The organism is Xanthomonas sp. CFBP 8443, from assembly GCF_025666195.1.
GTDB lineage: Bacteria > Pseudomonadota > Gammaproteobacteria > Xanthomonadales > Xanthomonadaceae > Xanthomonas_A.
On the sequence record NZ_CP102592.1, the window covers coordinates 4,027,667 to 4,045,530 of the forward strand.

A 17,864-nucleotide genomic window follows, 5' to 3' on the forward strand; every position below is an offset into this window, starting at 1 on the left:
GACGGTCAGTCGAGCACCATCACCGCATCGACCTCGAAACCGACGCCCTTCGGCAGGCCGGACACTTCGACGGTGGAACGCGCGGGGAACGGCGCCTGGAAATACTCCTGCATCACCGCATTGACCTGGGCGAACTGCGACAGGTCGGTCAGGTACAGGCCCAGCCGCACGATCCGGTCCAACGAACCGCCGGCCGCCTCGGCCACCGCCTTGAGGTTGTCGAAGGCGCGGCGCGCCTGCACGCCGATATCGCCGGGCACGACCTCACCGGTCGCCGGATCCAGCGGGATCTGCCCGGAGAAGTACACCGTGTTGCCGGCGCGCACGGCCTGCGAATACGGCCCGATCGCGGCCGGCGCCTGCTCGGTGTGGATGATCTGGCGGGACATGGCGGCTCCAACGGAAGAATGGGTAGGTATTTTACTCGGGACTCGGGACTCGGGACTCGGGACTCGGGACTCGGGACTCGGGACTCGGGACTCGGGACTCGGGACTCGGGACTCGGGACTCGGGACTCGGGACTCGGGACGGCAGGATGATGTCCCAGGGGAAATCGCTGTCAAGCGATTTGATGCAAGAAGGCCGCTTTTTTTGCAGAAAAAGCGGCCTTTTTTGCGGCTACCGCACAACCGCTTTTCTGTAGGAGGGGCTTTAGCCCCGACGCGTTATCGGTAGGCGTCGGGGCTAAAGCCCCTCCTACAGAAAGCAAAAATGCAGCGCTCTTGCGACCATCCCCCGAGTCCCCGGTCCCGAGTCCCGAGTCCCGGCCCCACTACTGCCTGCGCACACTCTGCACCGCCGTCAGCCGCCGCAGCCGGCGCATCACTTCGGCCAGGTGGTTGCGGTCGCGGACCTGGATGTTGAAGCGCAGCACCGCGGCGTTGAAGTCGCGGTCCAGGTAATCCACGCGCTCGATGTTGGACTGGCTCTGCGCGATCGCCGCGGCCAGCTGCGCCAGCACGCCGGTGCGGTTCTCCACGTCCACCACCAATGCGGTGTCGTAGTCGCCGATGACGCTGGTGTCCCAGCCGATCGGCACCCAGCGCTCGGGCGACTTGCGCAGTTCGGCCAGGTTCGGGCAGTCCAGCCGGTGCACCACGATGCCCTTGCCGGCGGTGTGGTAGCCCATGATCTCGTCGCCGGGAATCGGCTGGCAGCAATTGGCGAAGCTGACCACGCCGCGCTCGGTGCCGTTGATCAGGATCTTTTCCTGCGAATGCTTGGACAGGCCGCCGCCGCGCAGTTCCGCATAGGCCATCAGCGCCTGCGCGGCCTGGTTCGGCATCCAGTTGCCCAGCGCGATGTCGGCCAGCAGCGCCTCCAGGCGCGGATAGCGGTGCTCGCTGAGGAACGAATCCAGCCGCCCCTTGGGCAGGCGCTCCAGCGAACTGTCCATCGCCTCCAGCGCGCGGTCGAGCATGCGGTGGCCGAGCTGCACCGCGTCCTCGTGCTCGAGCTGCTTGAGCTGGTGGCGGATCGCGGTGCGCGCCTTGCTGCTGACCACGAACTCCAGCCACTGCGGCTTGGGCGTGGCCGAACGCGCGGTGATCACTTCCACAGTCTGCCCGCTGACCAGCTTGGTGCGCAGCGGCACCAGCTTCTTGTCCACCCGTGAGGCCACCGCGCGGTTGCCGACGTCGGTATGCACGGCGTAGGCGAAGTCCAGCGCGGTGGAATTGCGCGGCAGCGCCAGGATCTTGCCCTTCGGCGTGAACAGGTAGACCTCGTCCGGGAACAGGTCGACCTTGACGTTGTCGAGGAACTCCAGCGACGAACCGGCGGCGCGCTGCGATTCGATCAGCTCCACGATCCACGCGTGCGCGCGGCTCTGCGCGCTGTTCGGCGACTCGCCGCCGAACTTGTAGGTCCAGTGCGCGGCCACGCCGCGCTCGGCGATCAGGTCCATTTCCTCGGTGCGGATCTGCACTTCGATCGGCGAGCCGTAGGGACCGAACAGCACCGTGTGCAGCGACTGGTAGCCGTTGGCCTTGGGGATGGCGATGAAGTCGCGGAAGCGCGCATCCAGCGGCTTGAACGTGGCGTGCACCGCGCCCAGCGCGTGGTAGCAATCGGGCACCCCGCGCACCACCAGGCGGAAGCCGAACACGTCCATCACCTGGTCGAAGGATTTGTTCTCGTCGCGCATCTTGTTGTAGATGCTCCACGGGGTCTTGATCCGGCTGACCAGGCGGTGCTCCAGCCCGTCCTTGGCCAGCCGCTGCGACAGCTGCACCTCCACCTGCGCCATCGACTCGCGGCGCACCACCGGCTGGCTACGGATGTGCTTTTCGATGATCGCGTGGCGCCACGGATGCAGCGCGCGGAAGCCGAGGTTCTGCAGCTCGGACTTCATCAGGCTCATGCCCAGGCGCTGGGCGATCGGCGCGTAGATCTCCAGCGTCTCGCGGGCGATGCGGCTGCGCGCCTCGGCGCTCTGCGCGCCGAGCGTGCGCATGTTGTGCAGGCGGTCGGCGAGCTTGATCATGATCACGCGCAGGTCGCGCGACATCGCCAGCAGCATCTTGCGGAAGCTTTCGGCCGCCGCTTCCTGGCGGTCGCGGAACTTCAGCTTGTCCAGCTTGGTGACGCCGTCGACCAGTTCGGCGACCGCCTCGCCGAACTCGGCCGCCAGTTCGGCGCGGGTCAGCGGCGTGTCTTCGATGGTGTCGTGCAGGATCGCGGCGATCAGCGCTTCCACGTCCAGGCCGAGTTCGGCCAGCACGCCGGCCACCGCCACCGGATGGGTGATGTACGGCTCGCCCGACTTGCGGGTCTGCCCGGCGTGCGCGGCCGCGCCCACTTCCCACGCGCGCCGCAGCAGCGGGATCTGCTCGGCCGGCAGATAGCTGGCGCTGCGCTCGAGTTGCAGGACGTAGTCGGGGATCGCCTCGCTGGCCGACGACAGCGCGGCAGTGGCGACCTGGGCAGAAGGGCCTGGGTTCATGCGCGAAGACTATGCCAGCGGCGCGAGGACGGCAAACCCGCAAAACGGAACAGCCCGCGGATGCGGGCTGTTTCGGCGGCGATCGGAACGCGACGGGCGCGATCAGTCGTCGTTCTTGGACATGTCCTCGTCGGCGACGACTTCGGCCGCGGCCCACTCCAGCGCTTCGCGCTCGGCGCGCTCGCGCTCGGCCTTCTCGACTTCGTCGATCAGCGCGTTGTCGATCTTGCGCGCGGCGATCTCGCGCAGCGCCAGCACGGTCGGCTTGTCGGCCGATTCGGTGTTGTCGAGCGTGGCCTGCACGCCGTTGGCCAGCTGGCGAGCGCGCTTGGACGCCATCATGACCAGCTCGAAACGGTTGTTAACGACTTCCAGGCAATCTTCTACGGTGATGCGGGCCATGCGGGCTCCCGGCGGGCCGGCGACGGCCGCGCGCTCGAATGAGGGAAAGGGCGGCGATTGTAGGCCGCGCACCGGCCGAAATCAACCGGCCGTTATTCAGTTTCCTTTGGAATCAGCCAGTTGGCTGATCCTGCAGCAGCGCCGCGATCAGGTCGGCGTGGCGCTGCTGCTGCGGCAGCCGGCGCAGGCGGCTGGCGACGAAGATCGCGCACATCTCGTCCACCGCGGTGTCGAAATCCTCGTTGACGATCACGTAATCGAAGTCGGCGTAGTGCGACATCTCCTCGCGCGCCGCGGCCAGCCGCTGCGCGATCACCGCCTCGCTGTCCTGGCCGCGCTTGCGCATACGCTGCTCCAGCGCCGCCCGCGACGGCGGCAGGATGAACACGCTGACCGCGTCGGGCACCTTGGCCCGCACCTGGCGCGCGCCCTGCCAGTCGATCTCCAGCAGCACATCGTGGCCGGCGGCCAATTGCGGCTCCACCGATTGCCGCGCGGTGCCCTTCCAGTCGCCGTGGACGCGGGCGTACTCGAAGAAGTCGCCGGCATCGATCATGCCCTGGAACGCGTCGGCGGACACGAAGTGGTAGTGCTCGGCGTGGCGCTCGCCCGGCCGCGGCGCGCGCGAGGTGAACGAGATCGACAGCGCGATCTGCGGATCGCGCGCCAACGTGGCGTTGACGATGCTGCTCTTGCCGGCGCCGGAAGGCGCCGCGACGATGTAGAGAGTGCCACGCATCGCTCAGGTCTCGGTCGATGGAGTCGGGCGGCGCACGATACCAGCCCCAGCCGCCACCGCAAGCGACACGGCGAGGCCGGCGCGCCCGCGCATCGGCGCCTACCGCCTCCGAAGAACCGAAGCGACTGATCCCTATCGCTATTCGCCGACGAACACGCGCGCCGCGTCCTCCAGGCCGCGGCGGACAGAAGCGCTGCACGAGATTGCGCGGCGCCGTCGCAATTGAGAATAACTCTCATCTGAACCATAATGGCGCTCTTACCGCAGGTCTGGACGCACGCCATGTCGGTTCCGTCGCCTCCGGCCGACGCCGCCCCGCTGGCGGCCGAGCTGGAAAACAGCTACGAGGAGCTGCGCCGATACGCCTCGCGCAAGTACGCCTCTGCCGCAGACGACCTGCTGCACGATGCGTGGCTCCGCCTGGCCTCGCGCGCCGACTCCGGCGCCGGGACCGCCGCGGTGCGCGACCCGGTCACCTACCTGCGCCGGATCGTCGACAACCTCGCGATCGACCGGCACCGGCTGGCGGCGTCCCGCAACCGCTTCCTCTCTTCTGCGGAAAAACACGAAGACATTGCCAGCCCTGCACCGTCGCCCTACCAGGTGGCGCTGAGCGAGCAGGAGTACGCGGTCCTGCAACAGGCGGTACGCGACCTGCCGGCGCAGGCGCGGCGGGTGTTCATCCTGTTCCGCGGCCGCGGCCTGAGCATGGCGCAGATCGCCGCGCAATTGGGCATCTCGCCGCGCACCGTGGAAAAGCACATCGCCGTCGCCGTCGCCCATTGCCGGCGGCGGCTGCGCGACGCGGGCCGGGACGTGTGAGCGTGGGCGACTAAGGGATCGGTCGCGCTGGACCCGTCAGCATTTCTATAGCCCGTTCCATAGCCCCGTTCCGCTCGCCGCTGGCGGCCACCCATTCCTTAACGGATAGGCAGACGATGCCCGCCACACCTCCCGTCGACGACGACCTGTTCGACCAGGCGATCCATTGGGTCCTGCACCTGGACGAAGCGCCGGAGGACCCGGACCTAGTGCGCCGGCACCTGGCCTGGCTCGCCGCCGCCCCCGCTGCCCGTGCCGCGGCGATGGCGTCGGCGCGTGCGTTCCTGGGCCTGTTGGAACAGCCTGTCGCCGACCTCGCCGACCAGCTGGACGCGGAGGCGGCGCGCGCCGCGGGGGCTCCGGCTCCGGCTCCGGCTCCGGCTCCGGCTGCGACGCTGTCGGCACCGGCGCCGCGGGTGCCGCCCGCACCCGCTGCAGTGGTGCGCGGCTGGCGTCGGCGCCGGCTGCTGCACGCCGCGGTGGCCAGCCTGGCCCTGGCAATCGCCGCGGGCGGCTGGCTGGGCGGCGGCGGCCTGGATCGCCTGCGCAGCGACGCCTACACCCAGGTCGGCGCGATGCGGCGGCTGCAGCTGGAGGACGGCAGCGTCGTCACCCTCAATACCGACAGCGCCATCGCCGTGCACATGCGCAAGGACCTGCGCACGGTCAGGCTGCTGCGCGGCGAAGCCTTCTTCCAGGTCGCGCGCGACACGCACCGTCCCTTCGTGGTGGACAGCGCCGTCGGCAGCGCGCGCGTGCTGGGGACCGCCTTCAACGTCCGTCTCGACGACGCCAGCGCCCGGGTCAGCGTGGTCGAAGGCCGCGTCGCCGTCAGCCCGCCTGCCGGGGGAACCGGCGCGGTGCTCGCCGCCGGGCAAAGCGCATGGCTGGCGGGCGCCGCCGTGCAGCGCGAGGCCGTGCACGATCCGCGCGCGGCGACCGCCTGGCGGCGGCGGCAACTGGTCTTCTACAACACGCCGCTGTCGCAGGTCGTCGACGAACTCGCGCGCTACCGCCACGGCATCGTGCAGGTGCATGGCGACGACGTGCGCGCACTGCCGGTCTCTGGCTCGTTCAGCATCGCCGATCCGGACGCCAGCCTGCAGCTGCTGCTGGACAGTCTGCAGCTCGACGCGGTGCGCCTGGGATGGGTGACCGTCGTGTACCGGCCAGCGCCGGCGCAGGCAGCGCCTGGCCGCAATTAATGAACAAAACATAAACAAAACCGTCGGTACCGCACACAGACGGCAAACGGACTGGGTAGTAGGACCCGGCTGGACCCGTGTTACCAGGAAGAACGGAATGATTTTCGTTCGCATCACACACCCTCTTCTTCCCGATATCCGATTCCATGCCCCTCGCCACCACCGCCGTCCGCAGGCGCCGCTTCTCTGCCTGCCGCACCCTGCTCTCCAGCACCATCGCGCTGGCGCTGCTCCCCCTCGCCACGTCGACCTACGCGCAGTCGCCGGCCGCCGCGACCGGCACGCCGCCGGCGCGCTACGCCATCGATCTGGAGGCGCAGCCGCTGCCCGATGCGCTGGTGAAGCTGTCCGCGCAAACCGGATTGCAGGTGCTGTACAGCCGACAGGAGCCCTACCGCCTGGTCACTCCCGCGGTGCAGGGCGACTACAGCGCCGAGCAGGCCCTGCAGCGCCTGCTGCAGGGCAGCGGCCTGGTGCCGCGGCGGACCGGCGCCAACGCGGTCACGCTGGACGTCCTTGCCAATCCTCCCGCGCCGGGCGGACGCGACGCGGCGATCGTCACCGACACCTTGAACGTGGCCGGCGCCGCGCGCGGCGATGCCACCGGCAGCGCGCGCGACGTCCAGGGCTACGACGACATCTACGACCTGGACCTGTCGACTTCGTACATCGGCCGCACCGAGGTCGAACGCTACAAGGGCGCCACCCCGTCGGACCTGCTCAACGGCGTCGCCGGCGTGTTCAGCGGCGACGCCCGCAACAGTGGCGCGCTGGACCTCAACATCCGCGGCATCCAGGGTCCAGGGCGCGTGCCGGTGACCATCGACGGCACCGAGCAGGCGTTGACGGTCTGGCGCGGCTACAACGGCGCCAGCAACCGCAACTACATCGACCCGTTCCTGATCGGCGGCATCCGGATCCTCAAGGGCCCCTCGCTGACCCGCAACGTCGCCACCGGCATCGGCGGCGCGATGGTCGTCGATACCCTGGACGTGGACGACGTCGTCGAGCAAGGCCAGCGCTTCGGCGGCGAATTCAAGCTCGAGGGCAGCAGCAACGCGACCTCGCCGCGGCTGCCGACCCTGCACACCGGCGAGGACTACCGCACGGTCGAGGGCTTCCCCCAGGCCACGCCCAACATCCCCTACACCGATCGCACCCTGCTGGTGACGCCGCGCAGCGGCGGCGGGGGCTACAACGTCCTCGACGGCGACGATTACGCGTACCGGCTCGCACTGGGCTGGCGGCCCGCGGAGAACCTCGACCTGCTGGCCGCCTATGCCTATCGCGAACGCGGCAACTACTACGCCGGCAAGCGCGGCGCCGGCTACTACAGCAAAGCGACAGGCTCCTCCGCCGACGACTACATCCTGTCGATGGCCAACTACTGGCTGCCCGGCAACGAGGTGACCAACACGTCGAGCCAGATGGAATCCTGGCTGTTCAAGGCCACCTGGCGCCCCAGCGACGAACAGGCGCTGCAGGTGGGCTACCGCGACAGCCTCTCGCACTACGGCGAGGTGATGCCCTCGCGGATCATCGCCTCGCAGGACCGCGCCGCCATCCAATGGCCGACCAGCCGGGTCGATGCGAAGGCGTGGAACCTGGAATATCAGTGGCAGCCGGCGGACAGCCGCTGGATCGACCTGTACGCCAACCTGTGGCGCACCGAGACGGTCAGCGACACCTACACCGCCGGCGGCTTTCCGAACTACGCGCAAGGCGTCGACGCCCCGCTGCTGAAGAACACCGCGCTGGCCAATGCGCGCAACGCGCGCAACGGCATCACCCTGAGCAACAGGATTCGCCTCGCCGATCGCCTCGACCTGACCCTGGGCGGCAACTTCCAGCATGAGACGCTGCGCTCGGACGATGCCTATTTCGGCGTCAGCGATGGCTGGCGCATGTATCCGCGCGCAGGCCGGCGCGAGGAATGGCAGGCCAATTTCAATTTCGAATGGCGGCCGCTCGACTTCCTGACCCTGAGCGCCGGTGCGCGCTACGCCTCGTATTGGGCCTTCGACGATTTCCTGGACGCGCACGCCGGCCAGATCAGGCAGTCCGTGGTCACCGGCTACGAGATCGGCTACCGCACGACCGAGACCTACACACAGCAGCAGCGCGAGGCGCTGATCGCCGACCAGCTCGCCGGCAACCTGGAACTGCTGGAACTGGAGATCATCACCCAGCAGGAGTACGACGAGATCGCCGCCGCGCTGCTGCAGAACGTCCCCAGCAGCTACGAGGTGCAGCACCGGGTGCCGTGGCAGCCGGACGCCAACGGCGACTACACCAAGGCCGGCAACGCCTGCCTCAACGGGTCACTGGACGGCCTGGCCGGCACGGCCGGGCAGACCTGCCTCGCCAGTGCCGTGACCCAGACCCTCGACGCCACCGCGCGCAAGCGCAAGGACCATGGCTGGGTGCCGTTCTTCTCGGCCACGGTGAACTTCGGCGACTACAGCCGCGTCTATTTCCGCTACGGCGAAACCCTGCGCTTCCCCAGCATGTTCGAAAGCACGGTGGCGTTCTCCGCTTCGCTCAATCCCTGGGGCGTGCGGCCCGAGCACGCCTACAACTGGGAGCTGGCCTACGTCCACGATCTGAGCCCGCTGCTCGGCGCCGACACCACCGCCGACGTCAAGCTGGCCTATTACGTCAACAAGACGCGCGACGTGATCGAACGTGATCCCGGCTTCAAGTTCGACAACATCGAAAAGCAGACCCTCCGCGGCCTCGAGTTCCAGGGCCGCTACGACAACGGACGGCTGTTCACCGACCTGGGCGTCAACTACAGCCTGGAGAACGAGGTCTGCGACGAGACCACCGCGGCGCTGCTGTCCAGCACCAACGGCTACGTCATCGGCAGCGGCCAGATCGTGCCGACCTGCGTCGACTACGGATTCGTCGGCGGCTACCTGCTGACCCAGAGCACGCCGGAGCTGTCGGCGACGTGGTCGCTGGGCGGGCGCCTGCTGCAGCGGCGCCTCGAGCTGGGCAGTCGCGTCACCTACTACAAGCAGTACCGGAATCCGGACCTGGACTGGTTCCGCGAGAACTCGATCCAGAACCAGGACGGGCGGCTGGTCTACACCTTCAACGTGCCGTTCTCCTGGGGCAGGACGGTGCTGCTGGATGCCTACGCCAGCTACAAGCTGCGCGAGAACCTGGACGTGGAGCTGACCGCCACCAACCTCACCGACCGCTACTACGTCGACCCCGCCACGCGCTCGACCGTCGCGGCGCCGGGACGGACGCTGAAACTCAGTTTGACCGGGAGGTTCTGAACCGCCTGGACGCATCAAGGAGTGTGGCTTGTTCTGGACACGGACGTTCTCATCGTTCCAACCCAACCATAGGGATACATCTCATGAACACGAAAAACACACGCATCGCCGCCGTTGTCGGCCTGGTCATGGCCGGCATGCTGGGCAGCGCGCATGCCGCTCCGTTCGTCGGCAAGTCGAGCAACGAGGCCTACGTCAAGGTCGGCGAATCCACGGTCAACGGCGGGCCGCACCAGGCCGGATTCGCCGGCATCGCGGTGAACTCGACCGGACTGAACAATCCGGTGGATTTCAAGGGGCTGGCCACCTACGGCGGCGTCGGCTCGGTGAAGGTGCTGAACTTCCCGTACAGCGGCGCGCCGAGCAGCCACGACAGCCTGGGCGTGTTCGCGTTCGCCCAGGTCGGCAGCCAGGACGTGTGGTTCGGCGAGTGGTACTCGCGCAAGGACACCACCGACGGGCTGGGCACGCACACCGTGTATTTCATCGGCGACAAGCCCGATAGCAGCGTCCCGACCTCGGGCACCGCCAGCTACAGCGTGGTCGGCATCAACAACTACAGCGCCGGCAACCAGCTGACCGGCACCTTCAACGCCAACTTCGGCACCGCGCGGCTGACCGGTTCGATCCAGAACGGCGCCGGCTTCGCGGTCAACATCGGCACGGCCACCATCAACAGCAACGCCAGCGTCTCCGGCAGCAACGCCACGGCGCGGCAGTCGGGCACCCTGGTGGCGTCCAACGGCGCGGTCTCCGGCCAGTTCTACGCCAACCAGACCGCTCTGGCCGGCATCGCCGATTTCGCCGGCGTCGCGTACGACACCGCGTTCGGCGGCGCCAAGCAGTAACCGCTTCGCCAGTTCGCAGTTTTCAGAATTGCTTCACGCAGGACAAGCCAAGGCCAAGCCAGTCCTGCTTCCCCCCTTTCCACGGCGCATCGATGCACTTCTTTCTCTCTGCGCGACGATGTTCGCGCTCCATGGCATTGCTGCTGGGATGCGCAGTCATGGCCGTTTGCTTCCACGTCCCGGCGCAGTCGCAGGACGACACGCGGCGCATGCTGGACCAGCGCACCCAGGGCCAGGCGAGCGAGCGCGAGCGTGCGCTGCTCAAGGACGAACTGGACGCCGAGCGGCCGACCATCAGCGTCGATGGCAAGTCCTACACGGTCGCGCACACCGCCAACGACGTCGGCCGCGCGCTGTATCTCTCGCTGCAGAACCGGCAGTGGCAGGCGGTGCAGCATTTCCTGCAGGAATACCTGACCCTGGCCGATCGCGATCCGCTGCTGGTCCACTACGCGCAGGGCGCGGTGGCCCGCAACGGCGGCCATTATCGCGAGGCCGAACGCGAGTACCGGGCACTGCTGGCGCTGCGGCCGGACTTCCTGCCGGGCCGGCTGGAACTGGCGCGGGTGCTGTTCGAGGACCAGCAGGATCGCGAGGCCGAGCAGGCGTTCGCGGCGATCGAGGCCTCCATCGATGCCGGCGATCCCAAGACCGAGGGCGTGCGCAGCAGCGTCGCCAGTTTCCGCCAGGCGCTGGCCGGGCGCCGCGACTGGAACGGCGCGTTCGCGCTGGGCCCGGCATGGAGCGACAATGTCAACCGCACCTCGGCCAGTTCGGTCTGCCTGCTGCTGATGGACGGACGCTGCTTCTTCAGCCGCAGCACGCCCGAGGCGATCAGCGCCGCCGGCTACGACTACGACGCCAGCGTCGATCGGCGCCTGCCGCTACGCGGGCACCATGGGCTGTATCTGCGCTCGCTGCTGTTCGGCCAGGGTTATCGCGACAACGGCGCCTACAACGAGCTGACCTCGATCAGCCAGGCCGGCTACAGCTACCGCAGCGGACGGCACACGCTGGCGCTGGCGCCCACGTTCGAGTACTACGCGCTGGGCAACGACGCGCTGTACGGCGCCTGGGGCGCGCACGCGGAGTGGAGCTGGACGCTTTCGCCGCGCTCGCTGCTCAAGCTGGAGGGCGACTGGAAGGACATGCGCTATCGCCGCGGCGACTACGCCGGCAGCTACGACGGTGTAGTGCGCAGCGCATACGCCACGTATTTCCGCAGTCTCGGCACGCGCTGGACCGTCTTCGCCGGTGCCGACCTGACCGACAGCGCCCTCGCGCAGCCAGCGGAGTCCTTCCTGCAGAAGGGCGTCCGCCTGGGCGGTTCGCTGCAATGGCCGGACGGCTTCAGCGGCACGCTGTTCGCGTCCTACCGCCGCCGCGACTACGGCGCCTACAGTGCGGTGCTCGGTGCGCGGCGCGACGACGCCGAGCAGGGCTACAGCTTTGTCCTGCGCGCGCCGCGCCTGGCCATCGCCGGCTTCGTGCCGCTGCTGACGCTGCGCCGCAGCCATGTCCGCAGCAACGTCGATTGGCTGTACAGCTACGACAGGAACACGGTCAGCCTGAAACTGGAGCGGACGCTGTGACCGGTCTGCCGTTCCGAGCGACGCCCATGCCAGGCGCGCCACCTTTCTTCCCTTTCGCCATCGAGCCTGCGCCATGAACCAGACCCTCCTCGCCGACACCACCCGCAGCCAGCGCCTGAAGGCTGCCACCCATGCGGCGCACGCGCGCCTGGACCAGCGCATCATGGCCGCGCAGCCCTTCGCATCGCGCGCGAACTACGCGCGCTTCGTGCAGGCGCAGTACTGCTTCCACTGCGACATGGAGAGCGTGTACCGCAATCCCGTGCTCGCCAGCGTGGTGCCCGAGTTGGCGCAGCGGCGGCGACTGCCGCAGCTGTTGGCCGACCTGGCCGATCTCGGCGCCGCGGTACCCGACGTGCCTGCGTTCGCGGCAGCGGACGGCCGCTACTACGAAAAACAGGTCAACGCGCTGGGCTGGCTCTACGTGGCCGAAGGTTCCAGCCTGGGCGCGGCGATCCTGGCCAAGCTGGCCGCCAGGCTGGGACTGCACGAGCAGTTCGGCGCGCGCCACCTGGCCGGCCATCCGGACGGGCGAGCGCGGCATTGGCGCCAATTCACCACCGCGCTCGACAGCGTGCCGCTGGACCCCACGCAGGAACAGGCGGTGGTCGCTGCGGCATGCGCCGCGTTCGATCGCGTGTATGCGCATGTCGATACCCATCTCGCGGCCGGCGCCTGATGTCCTCATGTCGCGAGCAACCCTGGCGATGGCGATGACGCCGAGCCGCGGCGCCTGGCTGTGCCTGGGCCTGCTGATGCTGGCGCTGGGCCTGATCGGCGCGGTGCTGCCGGTGATGCCGACCACGATCTTCCTGATCCTGGCGGCAGGCTGCTTCTCGCGCTGTTCACCGCGACTGGAGGCGTGGCTGCTGGGGCATCCTCGCTACGGCGCCGCCTTGCGGCTGTGGCGCGAACAGGGCGCGATCACGCGCCGCGGGAAATGTTTCGCTGGCGCCGGCATGGGCGTGGGCTACCTGCTGTTCTGGTGCGGCGTGCATCCGGGCTGGAAACTGGCGCTGGGCGTGGGCCTGTTCTTCGCCGGCAGCGCCGCGTACGTGCTGTCGCGTCCGGCACCGCGCGGCGTTGCAGATGCGCAAGGAGTTCAGTGATGCCAGGGAAGATCGTCATGCGTTGCCGCCAGCGGCAAGCGCGCCGCACCGGTCCGGCTGCGGCGCTGCCGGCGTGGCGCCGGGCTGCACCTCACCTGCGCATGCCTGGCGGCGGTGCGGCCGACACCAGGCACGCACCGCCCGCCGACGCCCCGGCATCCGCATGTCGCCGCGCGCGATGCAGGCTCCGCCGTCCCGGCACCGGCGCGCAGCCGAACGCGTTGCAAACGACTCTCGCCGCTGCGGACGCATCCGCCTCCGTTCCTACTTTCGACACGCTGGATGACGACCATGCACGCTGACATCGCCCCCTCCCTGCTGCCGCCCGACCTGGGGCCGTGGCAGATGTTCCTGCACGCCGACCTGGTGGTCCAGGCGGTGATGGTCGGCCTGGCCATCGCCTCGGTCGCCACCTGGACCATCCTGGCGGCCAAGAGCTGGGAGTTGGCGCGGATCGGGCGCACGCTGCGGGCGGCGCATGCGGCGCTGCTGCAATCGCAACATCTGGTCGACGCCGAGGCAAGACCGCAGTTGGCCGTGCACGCGGCGCGCGCGCTGCTGCACGAGGCCCGCGCCGAACTGCGGCAATCCAGCGGCCTGGAGGACAAGCTCGGGATCAAGGAGCGGCTGGCCTCGCGCCTGGAGCGGGTCGAACTGGGGTATGCGCGCCAGCTGCGCAGGGGCACCGGTCCGCTCGCCACGATCGGCGCCACCGCGCCGTTCGTCGGCCTGTTCGGCACCGTGTGGGGCATCATGAACAGCTTCGTCGGCATCGCCCGCTCCAACACCACCAACCTAGCGGTGGTCGCGCCGGGCATCGCCGAGGCCTTGCTCGCGACCGCGCTGGGCCTGGTCGCCGCGATTCCGGCGGTGGTGATCTACAACCATTTCGCGCGCACGCTGGGCGGCTTGCGCCAGCAACTGGGCGATCTGTCGGCGGGCGTACAGCAACTGGTCTCGCGCGACCTGGATTGCCAGCAGCCAACTGCGCCCGGCTCGCCCGTGGCCGGCGCGCAGTGAGGCAGCCGGCATGACCATCCGCACGGGCCGAGACGACGACGAGGCGCTGGAAGAGAACCACGCGATCAACGTCACCCCGCTCATCGACGTGATGCTGGTGCTGCTGATCGTCTTCATGGTCGCCGCGCCGCTGGCCACGGTGGAGGTGCCGGTGGAGCTGCCCGCCAGCAGCGCGGCGCCGCAGCCCAGGGACCGCGATCCGGTCTACCTGACGCTGCACAAGGACCTGGGCCTGAGCCTCAACGACACCCGGATCGAGAACGCTGCACTGCAGCCGGCGCTGGACCGGCTGACCCGCGGCGACCGCGACCAGCGCATCTTCCTGCGCGCCGACCGGGCCGTGGCCTACGGCGAGCTGATGCAGACGATGAACGCGCTGCGCGACGCAGGCTACCTGAAGGTGGCGCTGGTCGGGATGGAGCGCGCCGGGCAATGAGCGCAGCGCCGCAGGAGCGAGCGCTGCGGCGCTGGCTGCTCAGCCTCGGCGGCGTGCTGGCGGCGCATGCGGCGATCCTGGCCATGCTGCTGTGCTGGCCGTCGCGCGATCGGCCGCTGCCGCTCGCCGCTCCCGCACAGGCGGTCATGCTGGAACTCGCGCCGACCCCGACCGCTCCGCCAGCGGCGCCGAGCGAGGTGCCGCCGGGGCCGCAGCAGCAAGAGCAGCAGCAACGCCAGGTTCCGCGCGCGCGCGCACCGCTGCCGGCGTCCCCGCCGCTGCAACGCCTGCCTGCAGGCCGCGAGCCACCACCGCCGTCGGCGCCGGCGCAAGACGAACCGCTAGACGAACCGCAAGCGGCCAGCGCCGCGCAGGCCAGCGCCCCGCCCAGCGTGTCGGCGCCGCCGGCAAGCCGCTATGCCGCGGCGCAATCGCTCTCCGGCGTGGCGCAACAGCAGCGCGCCACCTGGCAGGCGCAAGTGCTGGGCCATCTGCAACGCTACAAGCGCTATCCGCGGCCGGCGCAGCGGCGCAGGCAGGAAGGAGTGGTGCAGGTCCAGTTCGCGGTGGATCGGCGCGGCCATGCCAGCGCGATCCGCATCGTCCAGGGCAGCGGCCACGACGCGCTGGACAGCGAGACCTTGGCGACGGTGCAGCGGGCCAGCCCGCTGCCGCCACCGCCAGCGGAGATCGAGGGCGACCCGGTGCAGGTGGTGGTGCCGGTGGACTTCTTCCTGCGCGAGCGCTGACGCGGACGCCCGCACGGCGGCCAACGCCGGCGGCAAGCTACTCCAGGTTCTGCACCTGCTCGCGGATCTGGTCGATCAGCACCTTCAGCTCCACCGCCGCGTTGGAGGTGCGGCTGTCCACCGACTTGGAGCCCAGGGTGTTGGCCTCGCGGTTGAATTCCTGCAACAGGAAATCCAGGCGCCGGCCGGCCGGCTCGGGCTGGCGCAGCACGCGGCGGATCTCCTTGATGTGGCTGCCGAGCCGGTCCAGTTCCTCGTCCACGTCGAGTTTCTGCAGCCACAGCACCAGCTCCTGCTCGGCGCGGCCCGGATCGACCGGATGCGGCAGGTCGGCCAGGCGCGCGGCCAGCTTGGCGCGCTGGCCCTCGCGGATGGCCGGGATCAGTTCCTTCACCTCGCCGGCGATGCGCTCGACCGCGTCGACCCGCTCGACGATGGCCGCCGCCAGCTTGCCGCCTTCGCGCTCGCGCGCGGCGACGAACTCGGCCACCACCTCGTCCAGCAGTTCCAGCGCCTGCGCCTGCAGCGCGGCCGGGTCGACCGCCTGCCCCTGCAGTACGCCGGGCAGCTGCAGCAGGTCGGCGAACTGCACCTGCAGCTGCGGGAAGCGCGCGCCCAGCCGCTGCGCGAGCACGGCCAGCTGCTCGACCAGCGGTTCGTTCACCGCCAGCGCCTGCGCGTTGGCATCGGGCGCGCGCAGGCGCAGCATCAGGTCCAGCTTGCCGCGGCTGACCCGCGCGGCCAGGCGTTCGCGCAACTGCGGTTCCAGCGCGCGCAGCTCCTCCGGCAGGCGCACGCTCACTTCGAGAAAACGATGGTTGACCGAGCGCAACTCGCAGCCCAGCGTGCCCCAGGGAGTGATGCGCTCGGCGCCGGCGAAGGCGGTCATGCTGCGGATCATGTGCTGTTCCGGTGCGTGCAAAGCGCGAATGGTACCCTAGCGCCCCGCCGGCCCGGCCCGTTGCCGCGCCCGGCCCTCACGACACCTCCGGATCGAACCCCATGTCCTTTTCCCGTCCCAGTGGCCGCACGGCCGATCAGCTGCGCCCGGTGCGCATCGAACGCGCCTTCACCCGCCACGCCGAAGGTTCGGTGCTGGTCAGCTTCGGCGACACCCGCGTGCTGTGCAACGCCAGCGTCGAGAACCGCGTGCCCGGCTTCCTGCGCGGCAAGGGCGAAGGCTGGATCACCGCCGAATACGGCATGCTGCCGCGCGCCACCCATTCGCGCTCGGACCGCGAGGCCGCGCGCGGCAAGCAGGGCGGGCGCACGCTGGAGATCCAGCGCCTGATCGGCCGCGCGCTGCGCGCCTGCGTAGACCGCAACGCGCTCGGCGAGCGCACCATCACCCTGGACTGCGACGTGCTGCAGGCCGACGGCGGCACCCGCACCGCGGCGATCACCGGCGCCTACGTGGCGCTGATGGACGCGGTGAACTGGCTGCAGAAGCGCGGCGACCTGAAGAAGCCGGTGGTGCTCGGCGCGGTCGCCGCGGTGTCGGTCGGCGTCTACCGCGGCACTCCGGTGCTGGACCTGGACTACGCCGAGGACAGCGACTGCGACACCGACATGAACGTGGTGATGAACGACGGCGGCGGCTTCATCGAAATCCAGGGCACTGCCGAAGGCCACGCGTTCCGCCGCGACGAACTGGACGCGCTGCTGGCGCTGGCCGAAACCGGCATCGGCCAGCTGCTTGCCGCCCAGCGCGAGGCACTGGCGCGGTGAAGCGGCGGATCGCATTGACCACGCTGGTCGTGGCCGACTACGACGCGGCGATCGCCTGGTACACCGGCAAGCTCGGCTTCGCCCTGCTGCAGGACGTGGCGCTCGGCGACGGCAAGCGCTGGGTGGTGGTCGGCCCGGGCGGCAGCGACGATGCCGCGCTGCTGCTGGCCGAACCCGGCGACGCCGCGCAGCGCGCGCGGATCGGCGACCAGACCGGCGGGCGCGTGGACCACTTCCTGTACACCGACGACTTCGCCCGCGACCACGCCGCGATGCTGGCGCAGGGCGTGGAGTTCCTCGAATCCCCCCGCGCGGAACCCTATGGCACGGTCGCGGTGTTCCGCGACCTGTACGGCACCAAGTGGGACCTGCTGGAACCCAAGCAATGAAGACACTGGTCCTGGCCAGCAGCAACGCCGGCAAGCTGGAAGAACTGCATGCGCTGCTCGACGGCACCGGCATCGAGCTGGTCGCGCAGTCCACGCTCGGGGTGCGCGATGCCGACGAGACCGGCCTGACCTTCGTCGAGAACGCGCTGCTCAAGGCGCGCCACGCCGCGCAGGTCACCGGCCTGCCGGCGCTGGCCGACGACTCGGGCATCTGCGTGGACGCCCTGCGCGGCGCGCCCGGCCTGTATTCGGCGCGCTACGCCGGCGAACACGGCAACGCCAACGCCAACATCGACAAGCTGCTGCACGCCCTGCGCGAAGTGCCCGATGCGCAGCGTGGCGCGCATTTCTACTGCGTGCTGGTGCTGCTGCGGCATGCCGAAGACCCGCAGCCGCTGCTGGTGGAAGGCAGCTGGCGCGGACGCATCCTGCACGCGCGTGCCGGCGACGGCGGCCACGGCTACGACCCGGTGTTCTTCGACCCCGAGCACGGCCAGAGCGCGGCGCAGATGCCGCTGGCGCTGAAGAACCGGATCAGCCACCGCGGCCAGGCGCTGGCGCTGTTGAAGCAGCGCCTGGCGTCCCTGTAGCGGG

Annotated in this window: 19 protein-coding genes; 13 read left to right on the plus strand and 6 right to left on the minus strand. The window is 69.5% G+C overall.

The window, feature by feature from the left end; genetic code table 11:
• Positions 1-5: 5 nt before the first annotated feature.
• The 4 genes from NUG20_RS16850 to gmk form a co-directional block, all read right to left on the minus strand.
• Positions 6-389: a RidA family protein gene (locus tag NUG20_RS16850; protein ID WP_263395575.1), complete on the minus strand. Its 384-nt coding sequence runs from the start codon at positions 387-389 to the stop codon at positions 6-8.
• 383 nt (positions 390-772) lie between these two features.
• On the minus strand, positions 773-2,944 hold the full coding sequence (locus NUG20_RS16855) for a RelA/SpoT family protein (RefSeq protein WP_263395576.1): 2,172 nt from the start codon (positions 2,942-2,944) through the stop codon (positions 773-775).
• A 102-nt stretch (positions 2,945-3,046) separates the two neighbouring features.
• Positions 3,047-3,346, minus strand: coding sequence for a DNA-directed RNA polymerase subunit omega (gene rpoZ, locus NUG20_RS16860; protein ID WP_010343101.1), 300 nt, complete (start codon positions 3,344-3,346; stop codon positions 3,047-3,049).
• A gap of 112 nt (positions 3,347-3,458) precedes the next feature.
• A complete protein-coding gene (gmk, locus tag NUG20_RS16865; RefSeq protein WP_263395577.1) occupies positions 3,459-4,085 on the minus strand; it encodes a guanylate kinase in 627 nt (208 codons plus the stop codon).
• A 282-nt stretch (positions 4,086-4,367) separates the two neighbouring features.
• Here gmk and NUG20_RS16870 point away from each other — a divergent pair, with 282 nt between their 5' ends.
• The 4 genes from NUG20_RS16870 to NUG20_RS16885 all read left to right on the plus strand — a co-directional run bounded on the left by NUG20_RS16870 (position 4,368) and on the right by NUG20_RS16885 (position 10,247).
• Complete coding sequence (locus tag NUG20_RS16870) at positions 4,368-4,907, plus strand: RNA polymerase sigma factor (RefSeq protein WP_263395578.1); 540 nt, start codon at positions 4,368-4,370, stop codon at positions 4,905-4,907.
• Positions 4,908-5,023: 116 nt separating this feature from the next.
• Positions 5,024-6,112 (plus strand): FecR family protein, encoded by a 1,089-nt coding sequence (locus NUG20_RS16875; RefSeq protein WP_263395579.1) that lies wholly within the window; start codon positions 5,024-5,026, stop codon positions 6,110-6,112.
• Between the two features lie 146 nt (positions 6,113-6,258).
• Positions 6,259-9,399 (plus strand): TonB-dependent receptor, encoded by a 3,141-nt coding sequence (locus tag NUG20_RS16880; RefSeq protein ID WP_263395580.1) that lies wholly within the window; start codon positions 6,259-6,261, stop codon positions 9,397-9,399.
• A gap of 83 nt (positions 9,400-9,482) precedes the next feature.
• Positions 9,483-10,247 (plus strand): Slam-dependent surface lipoprotein, encoded by a 765-nt coding sequence (locus NUG20_RS16885; RefSeq protein ID WP_263395581.1) that lies wholly within the window; start codon positions 9,483-9,485, stop codon positions 10,245-10,247.
• 22 nt (positions 10,248-10,269) lie between these two features.
• Here NUG20_RS16885 and NUG20_RS16890 read toward each other — a convergent pair whose 3' ends face one another.
• Positions 10,270-10,407: a hypothetical protein gene (locus tag NUG20_RS16890; protein ID WP_263395582.1), complete on the minus strand. Its 138-nt coding sequence runs from the start codon at positions 10,405-10,407 to the stop codon at positions 10,270-10,272.
• Between NUG20_RS16890 and NUG20_RS16895 the strand changes: the two genes are divergently transcribed.
• The 6 genes from NUG20_RS16895 to NUG20_RS16920 all read left to right on the plus strand — a co-directional run bounded on the left by NUG20_RS16895 (position 10,406) and on the right by NUG20_RS16920 (position 15,153).
• On the plus strand, positions 10,406-11,839 hold the full coding sequence (locus NUG20_RS16895) for a surface lipoprotein assembly modifier (RefSeq protein ID WP_263395583.1): 1,434 nt from the start codon (positions 10,406-10,408) through the stop codon (positions 11,837-11,839). The genes NUG20_RS16890 and NUG20_RS16895 overlap by 2 nt on opposite strands.
• Before the next feature lie 73 nt (positions 11,840-11,912).
• Positions 11,913-12,518 (plus strand): biliverdin-producing heme oxygenase, encoded by a 606-nt coding sequence (locus NUG20_RS16900; protein ID WP_263395584.1) that lies wholly within the window; start codon positions 11,913-11,915, stop codon positions 12,516-12,518.
• Between the two features lie 7 nt (positions 12,519-12,525).
• Complete coding sequence (locus NUG20_RS16905) at positions 12,526-12,948, plus strand: YbaN family protein (protein WP_263395585.1); 423 nt, start codon at positions 12,526-12,528, stop codon at positions 12,946-12,948.
• A gap of 291 nt (positions 12,949-13,239) precedes the next feature.
• The gene (exbB, locus tag NUG20_RS16910; RefSeq protein WP_263395586.1) at positions 13,240-13,968 is read left to right on the plus strand and encodes a tonB-system energizer ExbB; all 729 of its coding nucleotides are present in this window, start codon (positions 13,240-13,242) and stop codon (positions 13,966-13,968) included.
• Positions 13,969-13,978: 10 nt separating this feature from the next.
• Positions 13,979-14,404 carry a TonB system transport protein ExbD gene (gene exbD, locus NUG20_RS16915; RefSeq protein WP_263395587.1) on the plus strand — a complete coding sequence of 142 codons (426 nt, stop codon included), beginning with the start codon at positions 13,979-13,981 and terminating at the stop codon, positions 14,402-14,404.
• The gene (locus NUG20_RS16920) at positions 14,401-15,153 is read left to right on the plus strand and encodes an energy transducer TonB (protein ID WP_263395588.1); all 753 of its coding nucleotides are present in this window, start codon (positions 14,401-14,403) and stop codon (positions 15,151-15,153) included. Before exbD ends, NUG20_RS16920 begins: the two co-directional genes overlap by 4 nt.
• 37 nt (positions 15,154-15,190) lie before the next feature.
• Here the strand turns inward: NUG20_RS16920 and NUG20_RS16925 are convergent, their stop codons facing one another.
• Positions 15,191-16,054, minus strand: coding sequence for a YicC/YloC family endoribonuclease (locus NUG20_RS16925; RefSeq protein WP_263395589.1), 864 nt, complete (start codon positions 16,052-16,054; stop codon positions 15,191-15,193).
• A 101-nt stretch (positions 16,055-16,155) separates the two neighbouring features.
• On the opposite strand from NUG20_RS16925, the gene rph reads away from it, so the two are divergent.
• Genes rph through rdgB form a run of 3 tightly spaced genes read left to right on the plus strand, consistent with a single transcriptional unit; the run spans position 16,156 to position 17,860 of the window.
• Entirely contained in the window at positions 16,156-16,881 is a 726-nt protein-coding gene (rph, locus tag NUG20_RS16930) for a ribonuclease PH (RefSeq protein WP_263395590.1), read from the plus strand.
• Positions 16,878-17,270, plus strand: a complete 393-nt coding sequence (locus NUG20_RS16935; protein WP_185815386.1) for a VOC family protein — start codon at positions 16,878-16,880, stop codon at positions 17,268-17,270. The genes rph and NUG20_RS16935 overlap by 4 nt, the downstream gene beginning before the upstream one ends.
• On the plus strand, positions 17,267-17,860 hold the full coding sequence (gene rdgB, locus NUG20_RS16940; RefSeq protein ID WP_263395591.1) for an RdgB/HAM1 family non-canonical purine NTP pyrophosphatase: 594 nt from the start codon (positions 17,267-17,269) through the stop codon (positions 17,858-17,860). The genes NUG20_RS16935 and rdgB overlap by 4 nt, the downstream gene beginning before the upstream one ends.
• Positions 17,861-17,864 lie beyond the last annotated feature (4 nt).